The organism is Bradyrhizobium sp. (assembly GCF_027307225.1).
Taxonomy (GTDB): Bacteria; Pseudomonadota; Alphaproteobacteria; order Rhizobiales; family Xanthobacteraceae; genus Bradyrhizobium.
The window spans coordinates 1-17,575 of the sequence record NZ_DAHUXJ010000098.1; the positions used below are offsets into that span (position 1 = coordinate 1).

A 17,575-nucleotide genomic window follows, 5' to 3' on the forward strand; every position below is an offset into this window, starting at 1 on the left:
CTGCCCAAGATCAAGATCGAAGTCGCGATCGCGACCGACCAGGTTGAGAAAACCATCGAGGCCATCACGTCGGCGGCCAAGACCGGTCAGATCGGCGACGGCAAGATTTTCGTCATCAACCTCGAAAACGCAGTCCGGATCCGGACCGGCGAGGCCGACGCTGCCGCGCTCTGATGCGGCGCGCTCAACCTTTTTCCAATCAGGAGTAAAACCAAATGACGTTCAAGCGTCCCTCCAGCACGGGATGGGCAGCCCTGGCAATTGCGGCCGTGTGCGTGATTGGCTTCGCCAACATGGCGTTCGCCGAAGACGCGGCGCCGGTTGCAGTCGTTCCCAACAAGGGCGATGTGGCCTGGATGCTCGCAGCCAGCGCGCTCGTTCTCATGATGTCGATTCCCGGTCTGGCGCTGTTCTATGGTGGTCTCGTGCGCACCAAGAACATGGCCTCGGTGCTGACCCAGGTGTTTGCAATCGTATCCATGATCGGCGTGACCTGGACGATCTACGGCTACTCGCTTGCCTTCAGTGACGGCGGCAGCATGACGCACTGGATCGGTGGCTTCTCCAAGGCGTTCTTGCATGGAGTTGACGCCAACTCGACGGCGGCAACCTTCTCCAACGGCGTCGTGATTCCGGAATTCGCTTACTTCGTGTTCCAGATGACCTTTGCCATGATCACACCGGCCCTGATCGTCGGCGCATTTGCCGAGCGCATCAAATTCTCGGCCGTGATGCTGTTCATCCTGCTGTGGTCGACCTTCATCTATTACCCGATCGCGCACTGGGTGTGGTATGTGGCCGCTCCTGACGACGTCGCAGCCGCGGCCAAGGCGCTCGCCGCCGCGACGGACGCAGCAGCGAAGGCGGCGGCGCAGGCCAAGCTCGACGAAGTCACCGGCAGTGTCGGCTGGCTCGCTGGTGCAGGCGCACTGGATTTCGCTGGCGGGACGGTCGTGCACATCAATGCCGGCATCGCGGGCCTCGTCGGCGCGCTGATCATCGGCAAGCGCGTCGGCTACGGCAAGGATCTGATGGCTCCGCATTCGCTGACCATGACCATGATCGGCGCTTCGCTGCTCTGGGTCGGCTGGTTCGGCTTCAACGCCGGATCCAACCTGGAGGCGAACGGCACAACCGCGCTGGCGTTCGTCAATACCATGGTCGCCACCTCGGGCGCGGCGCTCTCCTGGCTGCTCTGCGAATGGATCGTCAAAGGCAAGCCGTCATTGCTCGGCATCTGCTCGGGCGCTGTCGCCGGACTGGTCGCCGTCACGCCAGCCTCCGGTTTCGCCGGCCCCATCGGCGCGCTCGTGCTGGGGCTTGTGGTTTCGCCTGTCTGCTTGTTCTTTGTCAGCACGGTGAAGAACGCATTCGGCTATGACGATGCGCTCGACGTGTTCGGCGTCCACTGCATCGGCGGCATCATCGGCGCGCTCGGCACCGGCATCCTGGTCAACCCGGCGCTTGGCGGTGTCGGCATCACGGACTACGCCAACATCACCGGCAACAATGCCGGCACCTATGATCTGGCGACCCAGATGATCGCGCAGTCCAAGGCGGTGCTGGCGACGCTGATCTGGTCCGGCGTCGGATCGGCCATCCTCTACAAGATCGTCGATCTTGTCGTCGGCCTGCGTCCGGCAGTCGAACAGGAGCGCGAAGGCCTCGACATCACCGATCACGGCGAGCGCGCCTACAATATGTGAGTTCTCCCGAGGGCATTCCTCTTCGCGAGGCATGCCCGGCACTACGGTTTGGGCACATACCCGGCAATGCTCCGACCGTTGAAGGGCTTCAGCGCAAGCTGAAGCCCTTTTTTCTTGTGTCCCAGGCAAGCGGATTTCGATTGCCGGTCCGATGGTTAATCGCGTCTTAACCTCGCCGTATCTATGGTGATCTGGTCTATTTCCCGCCCGTCCCGAAACCTGATCGGCGGTGTGAAAGAGTGCTGACGCGACACGTATGGCCATGACCGCATCATCCCGCGCTCCCCAAGGCGGTGGAAACGCTGAAGGTGAGCGCTCGCCTTTTTTGCGGGTCGCCGAATTATTGGCCCCCTATCAGCCAGGTAAACCACTGATAACGCTGTCTTTAGGCGAGCCCCAGCATCCGGTGCCGCGCTTTGTGGGCCCGGTGCTGGCCGAGCATATTGCCGATTTCGGCCGCTATCCGATTGCGAAAGGCATCGAGCCCTTCCGGCGCGCCGCGGCCGACTGGCTCTCCCGGCGTTTCAAGCTGCCGCGCGCGCTCGATCCCGAGACTGAACTATTGGTGCTCAGTGGCAGCCGCGAAGGGCTCTTTCTGGCAGCGCTCGCCGCCGTCCGCTTTGTCGGCGAACGCAAGGGCAAGCCGGCCATTCTGATGCCCAATCCGTTCTACCCGGCCTACGGCGCCGGCACGCGCGCTGCCGGATGCGAGCCGATCTATCTGCCGGCAACGCCTGCCAACGGATTCCTGCCTGACCTCGACACCCTCGATGAGGCGACGCTGGCGCGAACGGTGGCGATGTACATCGCCTCGCCCGCCAATCCGCAAGGCTCCGTCGCATCGAAAGACTATTTCACGCGCCTGAAAAAACTCGCCGATCGCCGCGGCTTCATGATTTTCAGCGACGAATGCTATTCGGAAATCTACACGCAAGCCGCGCCCGGCAGCATGCTCGAATGCGCCGGCGACGATTTTGCCAATGTGGTGGCGTTCCAATCGTTGTCGAAGCGCTCGAATCTTCCCGGCATGCGCCTTGGCTTTGCGGCCGGCGACAAGCGGTTTCTCGGTGCGTTTCACGAGCTTCGTAACGTCGCTGCACCCCAGGTGCCGGTTCCGGTGCAGCATGTCGCGGTCGCGGCCTACAACGACGAATCCCATGTCGACGAAAACCGCAGGCTCTACCGGATCAAGTTCGATCTGGCGGATCAGATTCTCGGCAGCCGTTACGGCTATCGCCGTCCCGCCGGCGGTTTCTGCGTCTGGCTCGACGTGTCGGCCAAAGGCGGCGATGAGCAAGCAACCATCAGACTTTACAGGGACGCCGGTGTCCGGGTGATCCCAGGCAGCTATCTCGCCCGGCAGCAACCGGACGGCAGCAATCCCGGCGCCGGCTACATCCGCCTCGCGCTGGTCGCGGACAGTGAAATAACGGCCGAGGCGCTGCACCGGCTGGTTCAGACTCTAGGCTGAAAAGCATGCCGGCAATCGAACGCGTCATTCCCCTGGTGAACCAACTGCCGGCCGCAATCCGCAAGGCGCTGGTCCGTCGCTTGCGCGAACTCGCGGGGCTCGGCTTGGTCACGCTGGCTGGCGGCGCCGCCGCGGCTCTGATGACATGGTCGGTTCAGGATCCGAGTCTCAGCCACGCCACCTCGCGCCCGATCCACAACGTCGCCGGCTACATTGGCGCGATTAGTGCTGACTTCCTGATGCAGATTCTCGGCCTCGGCGCCATCATGCTGATCCTGCCGGTTGCGGTGTGGGGCTGGCGCATGCTGACCCATCGCGCTTTGGACCGCGACGCCGTAAGGCTCGGCTGCTGGATTCTGTGCGCGGGGCTGGCGGCCGGATTTGCCAGCTGCTGGCCGCACGGCGGCCGATGGCCCCTACCGACCGGGCTCGGCGGCGTTGTCGGCGATGCGTTGGTGCGCGCACCGGCGGTCGTGTTTGGGCCACCCGGTTTCCTCTACCATTTGGGACTTGGAATGGTCCTCGGCGCGGCGACGATCGCAACTTTCATCGTCGCAAGCGGCATCGGCTCCCATCCAGCCGAAGAAGATTCGGGTGCGGTCGAGGAGGAAGAGGATGACCAACTCGTCGACGAGGAAGACGGCGGCTCGATCTCGCTCGGCAGGCTCGTGCATGCCTTGATGAGCCTGCGGGCAAGATTGTCCTGGGCTCTCGTCGCTGCCTACCGTTGGCTCGTCTCGAGCGCGACCGCCCCGCGCGCGGCGTCCTACGATCGTCAGGAACCGAACCTTGGCGGACGCACCTCGCCCTCCCTCGCTCCACAGGATGACGACGAAGAGGAAGAGGAGGAAGAGGACGACGAAGAGCCCGCCGCCCGTTCACCGCGCAAGAAGGCTGTGCCGAAATCAGCGCCAAGGAAATCCGACAAGTGGGATTTCCCGGCAATGTCGATGCTCGCCGCGCCCAAGGCCGCCGATCGCCAGCCGCTTTCGAAGGCGGAACTGGAAGCCAATTCGCGCCAACTCGAAAGCGTCCTGCAGGACTTCGGTGTTCGCGGCGAAATCGTCAAGGCCAATCCGGGTCCGGTCGTCACGTTGTACGAACTCGAGCCGGCGCCCGGCATCAAGTCCTCGCGCGTGATCGGGCTTGCCGACGATATCGCCCGCTCGATGAGCGCGCTCTCGGCGCGAGTCGCCGTCGTGCCCGGCCGCAACGCCATCGGCATCGAATTGCCGAACGCGCATCGCGAGAAGGTCTACTTGCGCGAATTGCTGACCGCAAGGGAATCCAACGAGTCCGTCGCCAAGCTTCCGCTCTGTCTCGGCAAGACCATCGGCGGCGATCCCGTCACCATCGATCTCGCCCGCACGCCGCATATGCTGATCGCGGGCACCACCGGCTCGGGCAAGTCGGTCGCCATCAACACCATGATCCTCAGCCTCGTCTATCGGCTGCGGCCCGACCAGTGCCGCCTGATCATGGTCGACCCCAAGATGCTCGAACTCTCCGTCTATGACGGCATTCCGCATCTGCTGACGCCGGTCGTGACCGATCCCAAGAAAGCCGTCGTCGCGCTGAAATGGGCCGTACGAGAGATGGAAGAACGCTACAAGCGAATGTCCAAGCTCGGCGTGCGCAACATCGACGGCTACAACGCACGCCTCGGTGAAGCGAGGAACAAGGGCGAAGAACTCACGCGCACCGTCCACACCGGCTTCGACAAGGAGACCGGCAAAGCGATCTACGAGGAAGAGAAGCTCGACCTCGATCCGTTGCCTTACATCGTCATCATCGTCGACGAAATGGCCGACCTGATGATGGTCGCCGGTAAGGACATCGAAGGCGCCGTGCAACGGCTGGCGCAGATGGCGCGCGCGGCAGGCCTGCACGTGATCCTCGCGACGCAACGCCCGGCGGTCGACGTCATCACCGGCACGATCAAGGCGAACTTCCCGACCCGCGTCGCATTCCAGGTCACTTCGAAGATCGACAGCCGAACCATCCTGGGTGAAATGGGCGCTGAGCAACTGCTCGGCCAGGGCGACATGCTCTACATGGCCGGCGGTGGACGCATCAGCCGTGTGCACGGCCCGTTCGCGTCGGATGAAGAAGTCGAGAAGGTAGTGCGTCACCTCAAGACGCAAGGCTCGCCGGAATATCTCGAGGCGGTTACCGCCGAAGAACCTTCCGAGGAGGACGGTGCGGTATTCGATTCCACCGGCATGGGCAGCGACGGCGGCGGCGACTTGTTCTCGCAGGCCGTGGCCATCGTCAAACGCGACCGCAAGGCCTCGACCAGTTATATTCAGCGCCGGCTGCAAATTGGCTACAATCGTGCGGCATCCCTGATGGAACGGATGGAACTCGAGGGCATCGTTGGGCAGGCCAATCATGCCGGAAAGCGCGAAATTCTCGTTCCGGAAGAAGAAGGCGGCTTCTGACTAGTGCGGCGAATTTGAAGTTCCTATCAGTTTCGCCGTGAGTTCGTTATAGGAACTTCAAATTCAAAGCCGCACTAGAAACAACAAGTTGCTAGAGCTCCTTTGATTCCGAAGTTCGCATCGGAGGGGCCGCAATAGCTTGCGAACTTCGGAATCGGAGCTCTAGTGGAGTGGATTTGACATTCGCTCCCCGCCAAGCCGCGAAATCTCAAAGCGAATGTCAAATCCCAGACTCCACTAGGAACCTAAATTTGCTAGTGATCCTGTGGTTCTAACATTCGCCAAAAGTGACCGCTGAGAAGGGATGCGAATGTTAGAACCGGACCACTAGCCACATCGTGTGCCCCTAAAACCCCAATAATTGCGGGCCTATTCTCACGGAAAATCGATATCGCCCTGATGCGAAGCAGGATAAAAGGGCGACGAACCGGCGGGACGACGCGTTGATCGAAAGTCAGAAAATTCGAATGGCCAAACGATTGCCGCTTTCCTTCAAAGGCGCCGCTCTCGCACCCGTCGCTCTGGCGTTTCTCGCGACCCCCCTCTTTGTCGGCATCGTCTCGACCTCGGCGGTTGCGCAAGCCCCGATCCCCCCGCAGAGCATTCCAATGCCGAAGGCTGCGCCGAAGAACCGCGACGGCGGATCGGACGCGCAAAAAGGTCCGACGACCACGGGCGCCGTGCAGACGCCGCCCACGCCCTTCATCCCCGATCCACGTCGCAATTTGCCTTTGAGCATCTTTGCGACCTTCGACGACAAGCAAAAGGCACAAGCGGCCAAGATCAGCAGCTATCTCTCGTCGCTGCAGACGCTGGTCGGAAACTTCGTCCAGGTCGGGCCCGACGGCTCCAGGAGCAAGGGTCAGTTCTTCATCCAGAAGCCCGGCAAGGTGCGTTTCGAATATGACCCGCCGAATCCGATCGCGATCGTCGCGGATGGATCGATGGTAGCGGTACGCGACCGCAATCTTGCGACCCAGGATCTTTATCCGTTGTCGCAAACGCCGCTACGCTATTTGCTGTCCGACCGCATCGACCTGATGAAGGACACCAATGTCGTCAGCGTGACCGCAGACGATATGTACATCAGCGTCACCATCGAAGAGCATCAGTTGCTCACGGGCACCAGCCGTTTGATGCTGATGGTTGGCGCCAAGGATGGCCAGCTCAAGCAATGGACCGTCACCGATCCGCAAGGTTATGACACCACGGTCGCCGTCTATAACCTGGATACGTCGAAGAAGATCGATCCCGGCATGTTCAAGATCGACACGTCCGAGAAGCCCTATTCGCCGCCGGGCTGACCTTCAATCTGGATTTCCTTGAACAATCCACTATTCCCTGCCGGATATTCGAATTCATCCTTGATTGCACGGCGGAGACATGCGTCACCTCTAAACGCATATCGTGTCTCCGGTCCTCATGCGCTTTTCCCTGACAACCTGGAATATCAATTCGGTTCGGCTGCGCATCAACCTCGTCGCCAAATTCATCAAGTCGGCGAGGCCTGATGTCCTGTGCCTGCAGGAAACGAAATGCATCGACGATGCCTTTCCGCTCAAGCGATTCAAGCGTCTCGGCTACGAACACATCGCCTTGAACGGCCAGAAGGGCTATCACGGCGTTGCCGTGATCTCGCGGCTACCGTTCGAGAAGACGGATATCCGCACCTTCTGCGACAAGCTCGACTCCCGTCACATCTCGGTCGAGTTCGGCGAGCGCGCCCAACTCTCCAAGCCGCTGGTGCTGCATAATTTCTACGTGCCGGCCGGCGGCGATATTCCGGACCCCGCGCTCAATCCGAAATTCGAGCACAAGCTTCGCTTTCTCGATGAGATGAAATCCTGCGAGCCGCTGCATCCGCGCGGCGACGATCACCATATCCTTGTCGGCGATCTCAACGTCGCGCCGCATGAGAACGACGTCTGGTCGCACAAGCAGCTTCTCAAGGTTGTTTCGCATACGCCGATCGAATGCGAGAAGCTTTTGGCCGCCCAACACCACGGTGAATGGATTGACGTCGCGCGCGATCGCATTCCGTTTCCCGAGAAGGTCTACACCTGGTGGAGCTATCGCGCGGCGGATTGGACGGTCGGCGATCGCGGACGGAGGCTCGACCACATCTGGGTCTCCCGCGCGCTGAAACAACGCGTCAGCGACTTCCGCATTGCGCGCGACGCTCGCGGCTGGGAGCGGCCGTCCGACCACGTTCCCGTAACGGTCACACTCGAGGTTTGAGGCCTTTACGTGCTGAGCTTTGCGCCGGCGATCAGGATGTCGCTCGCGATCTGGCTTGTGCGGCGGGCAAATTCGTCGCGCAGCCTTCGTGCCGCAGCAGGATCGCTCTCCAGTACGCGCTGAAACAGGCTGCGCGAGACCCGGATCACGGAGGAATCTTCCAGTGCGATCGCCGTCGAAGGCCGCCGCATCGCGTTGATCAATGCGAGCTCGCCGATCAGGCCGCCGGGACCTGCCACGACCGATGCGCCGCCGTCCTCGATGCGAAAGGCGCCACGCTGAACGACAAAGCCGGCATCCGCCTCATCGCCGGCACGAAACAGGGTGGAGTCGCGGGCGCAACCGCGTTGTTCGGAGCCGATAGCGAGCATGCGAAGCGCCGTCGTCCCCAATACGCGAAGGGTCGGGACGCGCTCCAGCAGGGCAACATCATCCTCGATCGACATAAAAGACCGGTTGCGCGAATCTAGAGTTCCGATTCCGAAGTTCGTATCATAGCGCGACCCCCAGTTCACGAACTTCGGAATCGATAGGACACTGCGGACTTTTGAACCGCCACACCAGGAAGCCGACCCGTATCACGGCACCAGCTTGTAGCCACCGGCTTCGGTCACCAGGATCTCTGGATTGGCGGCGTCTTTCTCGATCTTCTGGCGCAGACGATAGATATGGGTTTCCAGCGTGTGCGTGGTGACGCCGGAGTTGTAGCCCCAGACTTCCTGCAACAGCGTTTCGCGCGAGACCGGAGCCTGGCCCGCGCGATAGAGGAAGCGGAGAATCGCGGTCTCCTTTTCCGTCAGCCGCACCTTCTTGGCATTGGCGCCCGTCAGCATTTTGGAGCCGGGCCGGAAGCTGTAAGGACCGACCGAAAACACGGCGTCTTCGCTGGCTTCGTGCTGACGAAGCTGGGCGCGGATCCGCGCCAGCAGCACCGCGAACCGGAAGGGCTTGGCGACATAATCATTGGCGCCGGACTCAAGTCCCAAAATCGTATCCGAATCGGTGTCATGACCGGTCAGCATGATGATTGGCGCCTTGAAGCCGCCCTTGCGCAGCGAGCGCACCACTTCACGGCCATCGGTGTCGGGCAGTCCGACATCCATCAGCACCAGATCGGGAGCATCGGTCTTGGCCGCGGTCGCGCCTTTGGCGCCGGTATCAACGGCGGAAGCCTCGAATTCGTCGTGTAGCGATAATTGCTCCACCAGCGTATCGCGCAGATCGGTATCGTCATCTACGATCAGGATCTTGCGGGCATTGGCCATGGGTACAGTCCTTTGAGGGCGGCGGCGCGGGCCCGAGGGGGTTGGGCCGTGTCGTATGGGTCAAACGGGGGATACTTCAAGACTTTCGTCATGAGGTAAGTGGCTGTTACGAATTCACAAGCCAAAACGCAATCTACCCTAGGATTCGCCCCCATAGAGATGAATGTCCTGTAATGCGGCGGCGTCGAACTGCCCCGTGACAGCCGGTCAGGAGACTCGATGAACTGATGGATAATTCCCCCTTTTCAGATACTTACCGAAAAACGACGCGGGATCGACCGCTTCGAGAGATCAGGATCCATGCGGCGGCCGGTAACCAATGCCGCGGTTGGCTCATCGCCGGTTCGCAGACGATCCCGGTGGCCTTGGGGCGAGGGGGAATCATTGCCAATAAGCGCGAGGGCGACGGCGGAACCCCGAAAGGGACATTCCGGCCACGGCGGCTATGGTGGCGTGCCGATCGCCACCCGCGGCCATCGACCTTTCTGCCCCTTCGTGCCATCCGCCCCGACGATGCCTGGTGCGAGGATCCCGCAAGCCGCTATTACAACCGGCCACTGAAAATCCCCCGCGACGGCGGCGGCGACCGGCTGACGCGCGACGACCACCTCTACGACTTCATTATCGAGATCGATCACAACACGCGGCCCACGATCGCCGGCCGTGGCAGCGCGGTGTTTCTTCATCTGGCCCGTCCCAACTTTTCGCCGACCGCTGGCTGCATCTCGATGACAAAATCGGCGATGCTGCACCTGTTGCGGCAAATAGGACCGGATACGAAGATCATCATCGATTAGGGTCGGAGAGACAGCATGCTCGACCACGACAAGATAGCGGCCGCTGCAAAGACGCTCAGCGATCACTGGCGCAACGGCACCAAGCTTGGGAAGCTCGACACTTCGATGCGGCCGAAGAACCGAACTGAAGGCTATGCGGTCCAGGCCGAGCTCGCCAAGCATTCGACTGGCAAATTGTTCGGCTGGAAAATTGCGGCGACGAGCGAGGCCGGGCAGAAGCACATCAACGTCAGCGGACCGCTGGCGGGACGTATCTTCACCGAAAAGGTCATTGCCGACGGTGGCACCGCGTCGATGAAAGGCAACGAGATGCGCGTGGGCGAAGCCGAATTCGCCTTCCGCTTTTCGCGCGACCTGGCACCGCGGCCCAATCCGTACTCGGTGCAGGAGGTGCTCGGCGCGGTCGGCACGCTGCATCCGGCAATCGAAATCCCGGATTCGCGTTTCGCCGATTTTGTCGGCGCCGGCGAAGCGCAGCTGATTGCCGACAATGCTTGCGCGCATCTGTTCGTTCTGGGCGATCCGACGCCCACCGACTGGCGCGCCCGCGACCTCATCGAGGAGCGGCCGGTCGTTACCCTGCGCGGCGCGAAACATATCGGCCACGGCAAGAATGTGCTCGGCGATCCCCGCATGGCGCTTGCCTGGTGCGTCAACGAGCTCCGCGCCTTCGGCATCATCTTGCGGACAGGGGAGATAATTACGACAGGGACGTGCTGCACGCCGCTGCCAATCCAGGCCGGCGACGTCTTCGCCGCCGACTTCGGCGAACTCGGTAAAGTCTCTGTCGGATTTAGCTAACCGCGATGCCCGAAAATCGCGGAACCGACGCGGACGTGGGTCGCGCCCATCTGGATCGCGACAGCGAAATCCGCGCTCATGCCCATCGACAGGTTCGTCAAGCCGTTGCGCGCCGCGATCTTGGCGGTCAATGCAAAGTACGGTGCCGGCGCATCGTTGACCGGCGGAATGCACATCAAGCCGGAAATCTCCAGCCCATATTTTTCGCGGCAGCTTGCAATGAAGCTGTCGGCCTCAGTGGGCGCGATACCGGCCTTTTGCGGCTCCTCGCCAGTATTGAGCTGAACAAACAGTTGCGGCCGCCGGGCCTGGCTTCGGAATTCCCTGGCCAGCGCCTCGCACAGGCTCGGACGATCGACCGAATGAATCGCATCGAACAGCGCCACGGCTTCCCTGGTCTTGTTGGATTGCAGGGGACCAATCAGATGCAGCGAGATGTCGGAGTAAGTCGACATTAACTCTGGCCACTTCGCCTTGGCTTCCTGGACGCGGTTTTCGCCGAACACGCGCCGCCCGGCGGCGATTACCGGCACAATCGCCTCGGCATCAAATGTCTTGGACACGGCGATCAATGTCACCGAGGCGCGATCCCGCCGCGCTTCACGGCAGGCCCGGGCGACGGCTTCTTCGACCGCGGCAAGTCCGCTTGGTAAATGTTCGGTTAGGTGTGAGGCGTTCTCGGAGACCATGGGCGTGCCAATCAGCCAGTTTCGGGATCGTTCCATTTTTATATAATCCGGGCAGGGCTTCTTGAACCCTTCCCTGTAGCGTGCGGTTCGGGGTTGGGAACCAGCATGTCAAGCTTCGGCTTCAAGCGCAAAACCATCGGTCTACGCAAGCTGTTCGGCATCCGCGCCCGGCTCGCGCTATTGGCGCTGATCCTGGTGACGCCATTGATGCTGGAGCGCGCCCGTTCGCTCGAGGAAGCCCGCAACAAGCAGATCGCGCTCGCTTATTCGGAATTCTCGCGGATCGCCCAGCAAAGCGCCGACAGCGAACGCGAGGCTATTTCTTCGGTCGAAACCGTGTTGAAGTCGGCCGCCCATATCCAGGCCTCCAAAAAAAACTCCGACCCGAGCTGTGACACGTTATCGGCGAGCCTTCCGGTCAGCCTGCCGTGGATCCGCAACCTGGCGATCGTGAGCAGCGAGGGCCGGATCAAATGCGCGACTCTCGATACGTTGATCGGCCTCGACCTCAGCGACCGCGATTACTTCAGGCGGGCGCGGCAGGCGCACGATCTCATCTTCAGTGATTTCCTGTTGTCGAAATACGACAACGAACCGGTCGTGATGGCCGCCTACCCGGTTGCGGCGGTCAATCCTGAATCGGACCTCTTCATTGTCGCCAGCGTGAACCTCGGCTGGATGTCGACGGTCATGAACGATCTCAGCGATCGTCGCGGCATTATGGCGTTCCTCCTCGACAGCGCTGGCACCGTAATGGCAGCGCCGACGGACCTCGCGCGTCTGGTTGGCCATCCCCTCAATAGCGTCCCGGCGCTCGCGGCAGCGGCGACGAGGGCGATCAATCCGGACCAGCCGTCCGGGATGTTCTCATTCCCCGCACCTGATGGCGCCAAGTTGACATTAAGCTTTTCGCGCATTCCCGGCGCGCAATCGCGGATGGTCCTGATCGTCGACGAAGCTAGGGTGGCCGCCGGGATCAACCGCGACATTCGCAACGCGTATTACCAGCTCGCTCTGGTCTGCTTGATCGTGCTGTTGGGGGCGCTGATCGCGGCCGAAACGCTCATCATCAGGCCGATCCGCAAGCTGGTTGCCGTCGCTCGGCGCGTTGGCGAGGGCGAATGGTCGGTGCGTGCCTCTGACAGCCCGCTGCCGGCCGAATTCGCGCCGCTCGCCCGTGCCTTCGACAGGATGGCAGGCCAGCTTTCCGAGCGGGAACGCGAATTGATCGCATCCAACGACCGCCTCACCGTGATGGCCTCGATCGATATGCTGTCGGGCCTGGCGAATCGCCGTGGATTCCAGAGCCGGCTCGACTTTGAGTGGGCGAAGGCTGCGCAGAGTAACGGCGAACTGTCGCTCCTGATGATCGACGTCGACTATTTCAAGCTTTTCAACGACACCTACGGCCATCCCGAGGGCGACGCCTGCCTGTCCCGGATCGGCGAAACGCTGAGCCAGATCGCGCTCGCGACCTCCGGCTTCGCCGCCCGCTACGGCGGCGAGGAATTCTGCCTGCTGATACCGAACACCGATGCAAGCCATGCGCTTGAAATCGGCGAGATGGTGCGGGAGACGGTGTTGAACCTCGACATCTTGCACGCAACTTCGGCCTATCAGGCCGTCACCGTCAGCGTTGGCGTGGCGAGCCTCAGGCCAAACACGGCGCTCAACCCGAACGACCTGCTGGAGGCTGCCGACGCGAGCCTCTATATCGCCAAGCGCCAGGGACGCAACCGGGTTGCCGAACATGGACTCGCTCAGGCGGGCGAAAACGGCGGCGCTGTCGCGCTCGCGGGCTAGCCGGCTGCGTGACAATCGGCGAGCTTGGTTACAGTCGAACCGGCCGCGCCCCGTTGACCGGAAAGCTGCTTTTGTGGCCTAGTCCGGCCTCATTTATTGATGGCCCGAATCCACGAAAAGCCCCGCGATTCCATGAGTTCCGAACGCTACAACGCACGCGAATCCGAGCCCTATTGGCAGCGCCAGTGGGACGAAAAGGCGATTTTTTCCGCCAAAAACGACGATCCGCGGCCGAAATACTACGTGCTGGAGATGTTCCCCTACCCGTCCGGGCGCATCCATATCGGGCACGTCAGGAATTATACGCTCGGCGACGTGCTGGCGCGTTTCATGCGCGCCAAAGGCTTCAACGTGTTGCACCCGATGGGCTGGGACGCCTTCGGTCTTCCGGCCGAAAACGCGGCGATCGAACGCAAGGTGGCGCCGAAGGCGTGGACTTACGACAACATCGCCGCGATGAAGAAGCAGTTGCGTTCGATCGGGCTGTCGCTCGACTGGTCCAGAGAGTTCGCGACCTGCGATCCCACCTATTACAAGCACCAGCAGAAAATGTTCAACGACTTCCTGCGCGCGGGTCTGGCCGAGCGCGAGAAGCGCAAGGTCAACTGGGACCCGGTGGACATGACGGTGCTCGCCAACGAGCAGGTGATCGACGGCCGCGGCTGGCGCTCGGGCGCCGTCGTCGAACAGCGCGAGATGAATCAGTGGGTCTTCAAGATCACGAAGTACTCGCAGGAACTGCTCGACGCGCTCGAGACGCTTGACCGCTGGCCCGACAAGGTGCGGCTGATGCAGCGCAATTGGATCGGGCGCAGCGAGGGTCTCCTGATCCGCTTTGCGCTCGATGCCGCCACGACGCCGGCCGGCGAGAGCGACCTGAAGATTTTCACGACGCGCCCTGACACGTTGTTCGGCGCCAAGTTCATGGCGATTTCAGCCGATCATCCACTGGCGCAGGCGGCAGCCGTCAAGAATCCAAAACTTGCCGAGTTCATCGCCGACATCAAACGTATCGGCACCGCGCAGGAAATTATCGACACCGCCGAGAAGCAGGGGTTTGATACGGGCATTCGCGCAGTGCATCCGTTCGATCCGAACTGGAAGCTGCCGGTCTATGTCGCCAATTTCGTGCTGATGGAATACGGCACCGGCGCGATCTTCGGCTGTCCCGCGCACGATCAGCGCGACCTGGACTTCGTCAACAAATATAATCTCGGCAATACGCCGGTGGTTTGCCCCGAAGGCCAGGACCCGAAGACGTTCGTGATCACGGACACCGCCTATGACGGCGACGGCCGCATGATCAATTCGCGCTTCCTCGACGGCATGACCATCGAGAAGGCCAAGGACGAGGTCGCGAAACGGCTGGAGAGCGAACTGCGCGGCAACGCGCCGGTCGGCGAGCGGCAAATCAACTTCCGCCTGCGCGACTGGGGCATCTCGCGCCAGCGCTATTGGGGCTGTCCGATCCCGGTCATTCATTGCCCGAAATGCGACGTGGTGCCGGTGCCCGACAAGGATTTGCCGGTGGTGCTGCCCGAAGACGTGACCTTCGACAGACCGGGCAACGCGCTTGACCATCATCCGACCTGGAAGCACGTCAGTTGCCCGCAATGCGGCGGTAAAGCGCAGCGCGAAACCGACACCATGGACACCTTCGTCGATTCGTCCTGGTACTTCGCGCGCTTCACCGATCCGTGGAACGAGAGCGCGCCGACAACGCCAGCGGTCGCCAACCGGATGATGCCGGTCGATCAGTATATCGGCGGCGTCGAGCATGCGATCCTGCATCTGCTCTATAGCCGCTTCTTCACCCGCGCCATGAACGCGACGGGCCATATCGACATGAAGGAACCGTTCGCCGGCATGTTCACCCAGGGCATGGTGGTTCACGAGACCTACCAGAAGGCCGACGGCAGTTATGTCACTCCGGCCGAAGTAAAGGTCGAGAGTGCCGGAACCGACCGGCACGCCACGCTGCTGTCAACCGGCGAGCAGATTGCGATCGGCGCAATCGAGAAGATGTCGAAGTCGAAGAAGAACACGGTCGACCCCGACGATATCATCGCAACCTACGGCGCCGACGTGGCGCGTTGGTTCATGCTGTCGGACTCCCCGCCCGACCGCGACGTGATCTGGAGCGACGAGCGTGTGCAAGGCGCCTCACGTTTCGTGCAGCGGCTGTGGCGTCTCGTTCATGAATCGGCCGAGGCCGCCAAGGCCACACCCGCGGCAAGACCCGCCGCCTTCGTCGCTGATGCGACTGCGCTCCGCAAGGCGGCCCACGGCGCCCTCGACAAGGTCTCGACCGGCATCGAACTGCTGCACTTCAACGTGTGCCTCGCCCACATCCGCGAATTTTCCAATGCGCTGGGTGACGTCCTGTCCCGACCGGGACAGCCCTCGCCCGACCTCGCCTGGGCGATTCGGGAAGCCGCCGTCATCCTGGTGCAGCTGTTCGCGCCCATGATGCCTCATTTGGCGGAGGCATGCTGGGGCGCGCTCGGCCAGACCGGTCTGGTTTCGGAGGCCGATTGGCCCCAAATCGAACGAGATTTGCTGGTTGAAGACACGGTAACATTGGTGGTCCAGGTCAACGGCAAGAAACGGGGCGAGGTCACCGTGGCCCGCACAGCCCAGAACGCAGAAATTGAGGCTGCCGTTTTGGCCCTTGATACGGTAAAACAGTCCTTGGGGGACAAACCCGTGCGCAAAGTAATCGTCGTTCCCATGAGGATCGTGAATGTCGTTGGCTAGAATTGCCGCTCGGCTCCTCGCTGTGGCAGCGTTGGCGGCGCTGACGGCGGGTTGTTTTCAGCCGATGTATGCCGAACATTCCGACGGCACGCCTGCCTTGCGTGAGAAGCTGATGGGCGTCGAGCTGCCGCCGCTCAACTATCCCAATTCATCGCGTGAGGCTCGGCTTGGCGTTGAAATCCGCAATGCCCTGGCGTTCAAACTCTATGGTAACGCCACCGGAACCTCGCCTACGCATCGTTTGGTGATCAGGATCCAGACAACCGATTACACGCTGATGACCGATGTGAATACCGGGCTGCCAACCAGCGAAAATTACGGCATCAACGCGCAGTTCAACCTGGTCGACATCGCCACCAACAAGTCGGTGATGACCGGAACCACCGCCTCGCGCGTCTCCTTCGATATTCCCGGCAGCTATCAGCGCTTTGCCCGTGCCCGCGCCTTCCACGACGCAGAAGATCGCGCCAGTCAGGAAATCGCCGAACGCATCCAGACGCGGCTTGCCTCGTTCTTCTACGCAGGCGCCTAAGCGTTCGGCCTTGCGGCTTCGGGTTAGAGACGAACTGGTCCGGCCATGGTCGCGCTCCGCGGAAAAGAAATCGACGCCTATCTCGCCCGGCCGGATCCGGGGCGTCCAATCATCCTGCTTTACGGCCCGGACGCCGGTCTCGTGCGCGAGCGCGCCGAGGCCTTGCTGACGTCTGCGGTCGATGATCCCAGCGATCCGTTCTCGCTGGTGAGGCTGGACGGCGACGAACTTTCGGCCGAACCGTCACGGCTGGTCGATGAAGCCCTGACGATTCCGCTGTTCGGCGGCCGCCGCGCGATCCGGGTCAGGGCCGGCTCGCGAAGTTTTGCCAGCGGCATCGATGCGCTGGCGGAAGCATCGCTGAAGGATTGCCGCGTCGTGATCGAGGCCGGCGAGTTGCGCGCCGAATCGCCGCTGCGCAAGGCCTGCGAGCGCGCCAGGACCGCGGTTGCCATCGCCTGCTATCCCGACACCGAACGCGATCTGACGAAATTGATAGACGATGAACTGAAGCTCTCGAATCTGCGGATCGCTTCCGACGCGCGCGCCGTGCTGATGGGATTGCTGGGCGGCGACCGCCAGGCATCGCGCAACGAATTGCGCAAGCTCACGCTCTACGCGCATGGCAAGCGCGAAGTGACACTCGATGACGTGATGGCGGTCGTGGCCGATGCTTCCGAGTTGAAGATCGACCCGATCGTCGATGGCGCGTTTGCCGGAAACGCCGCCGCCGTCGAAACCGAATTCGCCAAGGCGATGGTGGCGGGCACCTATCCCGGCGTGATCATCTCCGCCGCGCAGCGCCAGGCGGCGTGGCTTCACAAATCGGCGATTGCGATCGCGGAGGGGGCACCGGCTTCGGCCGTACTCGACGGCGGATTTCCGCGGCTGCATTTCTCACGCAAGGCAAACGTCGAGACGGCGCTGCGCAATTTTGACGTGGCCCGGCTGACGGCCATAATCGATCAACTGGCAACCGCGGCCCTCGATATGCGCAAGCAGGCCGTGCTCGCCGCTGTCATCGCGCAGCGCGCGCTGCTTTCGATCGCCGTGAACGCGAGACGCCGCGGATAAG

15 protein-coding genes are annotated in these 17,575 nt (G+C 61.9%); 12 read left to right on the top strand and 3 right to left on the bottom strand.

All coding sequences use genetic code 11. The features are described from left to right. The 6 genes from M6D32_RS17170 to M6D32_RS17195 form a co-directional block, all read left to right on the top strand. On the top strand, positions 1–174 hold a 174-nt coding region (locus M6D32_RS17170), incomplete at its 5' end, for a P-II family nitrogen regulator (protein ID WP_298258384.1). 41 nt (positions 175–215) lie between these two features. Next, positions 216–1,706, top strand: a complete 1,491-nt coding sequence (locus M6D32_RS17175; protein ID WP_298258314.1) for an ammonium transporter — start codon at positions 216–218, stop codon at positions 1,704–1,706. A gap of 256 nt (positions 1,707–1,962) precedes the next feature. Continuing rightward, positions 1,963–3,177 (top strand): aminotransferase class I/II-fold pyridoxal phosphate-dependent enzyme, encoded by a 1,215-nt coding sequence (locus tag M6D32_RS17180; protein ID WP_298258316.1) that lies wholly within the window; start codon positions 1,963–1,965, stop codon positions 3,175–3,177. 5 nt (positions 3,178–3,182) lie between these two features. Next, the gene (locus M6D32_RS17185) at positions 3,183–5,618 is read left to right on the top strand and encodes a DNA translocase FtsK (RefSeq protein ID WP_298258318.1); all 2,436 of its coding nucleotides are present in this window, start codon (positions 3,183–3,185) and stop codon (positions 5,616–5,618) included. Positions 5,619–6,085: 467 nt separating this feature from the next. Continuing rightward, positions 6,086–6,922: an outer membrane lipoprotein carrier protein LolA gene (locus M6D32_RS17190; protein WP_298258320.1), complete on the top strand. Its 837-nt coding sequence runs from the start codon at positions 6,086–6,088 to the stop codon at positions 6,920–6,922. A gap of 118 nt (positions 6,923–7,040) precedes the next feature. Then, positions 7,041–7,856: an exodeoxyribonuclease III gene (locus tag M6D32_RS17195; RefSeq protein WP_298258322.1), complete on the top strand. Its 816-nt coding sequence runs from the start codon at positions 7,041–7,043 to the stop codon at positions 7,854–7,856. A 5-nt stretch (positions 7,857–7,861) separates the two neighbouring features. Here M6D32_RS17195 and M6D32_RS17200 read toward each other — a convergent pair whose 3' ends face one another. Continuing rightward, the gene (locus M6D32_RS17200) at positions 7,862–8,302 is read right to left on the bottom strand and encodes a cyclic nucleotide-binding domain-containing protein (protein ID WP_298258324.1); all 441 of its coding nucleotides are present in this window, start codon (positions 8,300–8,302) and stop codon (positions 7,862–7,864) included. 132 nt (positions 8,303–8,434) lie between these two features. Next, positions 8,435–9,121 carry a response regulator transcription factor gene (locus M6D32_RS17205; protein WP_298106660.1) on the bottom strand — a complete coding sequence of 229 codons (687 nt, stop codon included), beginning with the start codon at positions 9,119–9,121 and terminating at the stop codon, positions 8,435–8,437. A gap of 227 nt (positions 9,122–9,348) precedes the next feature. On the opposite strand from M6D32_RS17205, the gene M6D32_RS17210 reads away from it, so the two are divergent. Both M6D32_RS17210 and M6D32_RS17215 read left to right on the top strand, forming a co-directional pair. Continuing rightward, on the top strand, positions 9,349–9,918 hold the full coding sequence (locus M6D32_RS17210; protein ID WP_298258327.1) for a L,D-transpeptidase family protein: 570 nt from the start codon (positions 9,349–9,351) through the stop codon (positions 9,916–9,918). Positions 9,919–9,933: 15 nt separating this feature from the next. Further along, positions 9,934–10,719 (top strand): hydratase, encoded by a 786-nt coding sequence (locus M6D32_RS17215; RefSeq protein ID WP_298258329.1) that lies wholly within the window; start codon positions 9,934–9,936, stop codon positions 10,717–10,719. Here M6D32_RS17215 and M6D32_RS17220 read toward each other — a convergent pair. After that, positions 10,716–11,408 (bottom strand): YggS family pyridoxal phosphate-dependent enzyme, encoded by a 693-nt coding sequence (locus tag M6D32_RS17220; protein WP_298258386.1) that lies wholly within the window; start codon positions 11,406–11,408, stop codon positions 10,716–10,718. The genes M6D32_RS17215 and M6D32_RS17220 overlap by 4 nt on opposite strands. A gap of 105 nt (positions 11,409–11,513) precedes the next feature. Here M6D32_RS17220 and M6D32_RS17225 point away from each other — a divergent pair, with 105 nt between their 5' ends. From M6D32_RS17225 to holA, 4 genes are all read left to right on the top strand, one after another. Further along, complete coding sequence (locus M6D32_RS17225; protein WP_298258331.1) at positions 11,514–13,211, top strand: diguanylate cyclase; 1,698 nt, start codon at positions 11,514–11,516, stop codon at positions 13,209–13,211. A 132-nt stretch (positions 13,212–13,343) separates the two neighbouring features. Beyond that, positions 13,344–15,968: a leucine--tRNA ligase gene (leuS, locus tag M6D32_RS17230; RefSeq protein ID WP_298258333.1), complete on the top strand. Its 2,625-nt coding sequence runs from the start codon at positions 13,344–13,346 to the stop codon at positions 15,966–15,968. After that, positions 15,955–16,500 carry an LPS assembly lipoprotein LptE gene (gene lptE, locus M6D32_RS17235; RefSeq protein WP_298258335.1) on the top strand — a complete coding sequence of 182 codons (546 nt, stop codon included), beginning with the start codon at positions 15,955–15,957 and terminating at the stop codon, positions 16,498–16,500. Before leuS ends, lptE begins: the two co-directional genes overlap by 14 nt. A 45-nt stretch (positions 16,501–16,545) precedes the next feature. Further along, positions 16,546–17,574, top strand: coding sequence for a DNA polymerase III subunit delta (gene holA, locus M6D32_RS17240; protein ID WP_298258337.1), 1,029 nt, complete (start codon positions 16,546–16,548; stop codon positions 17,572–17,574). The last annotated feature ends 1 nt before the right edge of the window (position 17,575 follow it).

What these genes read in the sequence shown, in the direction of transcription:
- M6D32_RS17175 (WP_298258314.1), top strand. Translation starts at nt 216, where the DNA reads ATGACGTTCAAGCGTCCCTCCAGCACGGGATGGGCAGCCCTGGCAATT.
- M6D32_RS17180 (WP_298258316.1), top strand. Translation starts at nt 1,963, where the DNA reads ATGGCCATGACCGCATCATCCCGCGCTCCCCAAGGCGGTGGAAACGCT.
- M6D32_RS17185 (WP_298258318.1), top strand. Translation starts at nt 3,183, where the DNA reads ATGCCGGCAATCGAACGCGTCATTCCCCTGGTGAACCAACTGCCGGCC.
- M6D32_RS17190 (WP_298258320.1), top strand. Translation starts at nt 6,086, where the DNA reads ATGGCCAAACGATTGCCGCTTTCCTTCAAAGGCGCCGCTCTCGCACCC.
- M6D32_RS17195 (WP_298258322.1), top strand. Translation starts at nt 7,041, where the DNA reads ATGCGCTTTTCCCTGACAACCTGGAATATCAATTCGGTTCGGCTGCGC.
- M6D32_RS17200 (WP_298258324.1), bottom strand. Translation starts at nt 8,302, where the DNA reads ATGTCGATCGAGGATGATGTTGCCCTGCTGGAGCGCGTCCCGACCCTT.
- M6D32_RS17205 (WP_298106660.1), bottom strand. Translation starts at nt 9,121, where the DNA reads ATGGCCAATGCCCGCAAGATCCTGATCGTAGATGACGATACCGATCTG.
- M6D32_RS17210 (WP_298258327.1), top strand. Translation starts at nt 9,349, where the DNA reads ATGGATAATTCCCCCTTTTCAGATACTTACCGAAAAACGACGCGGGAT.
- M6D32_RS17215 (WP_298258329.1), top strand. Translation starts at nt 9,934, where the DNA reads ATGCTCGACCACGACAAGATAGCGGCCGCTGCAAAGACGCTCAGCGAT.
- M6D32_RS17220 (WP_298258386.1), bottom strand. Translation starts at nt 11,408, where the DNA reads ATGGTCTCCGAGAACGCCTCACACCTAACCGAACATTTACCAAGCGGA.
- M6D32_RS17225 (WP_298258331.1), top strand. Translation starts at nt 11,514, where the DNA reads ATGTCAAGCTTCGGCTTCAAGCGCAAAACCATCGGTCTACGCAAGCTG.
- leuS (WP_298258333.1), top strand. Translation starts at nt 13,344, where the DNA reads ATGAGTTCCGAACGCTACAACGCACGCGAATCCGAGCCCTATTGGCAG.
- lptE (WP_298258335.1), top strand. Translation starts at nt 15,955, where the DNA reads ATGTCGTTGGCTAGAATTGCCGCTCGGCTCCTCGCTGTGGCAGCGTTG.
- holA (WP_298258337.1), top strand. Translation starts at nt 16,546, where the DNA reads ATGGTCGCGCTCCGCGGAAAAGAAATCGACGCCTATCTCGCCCGGCCG.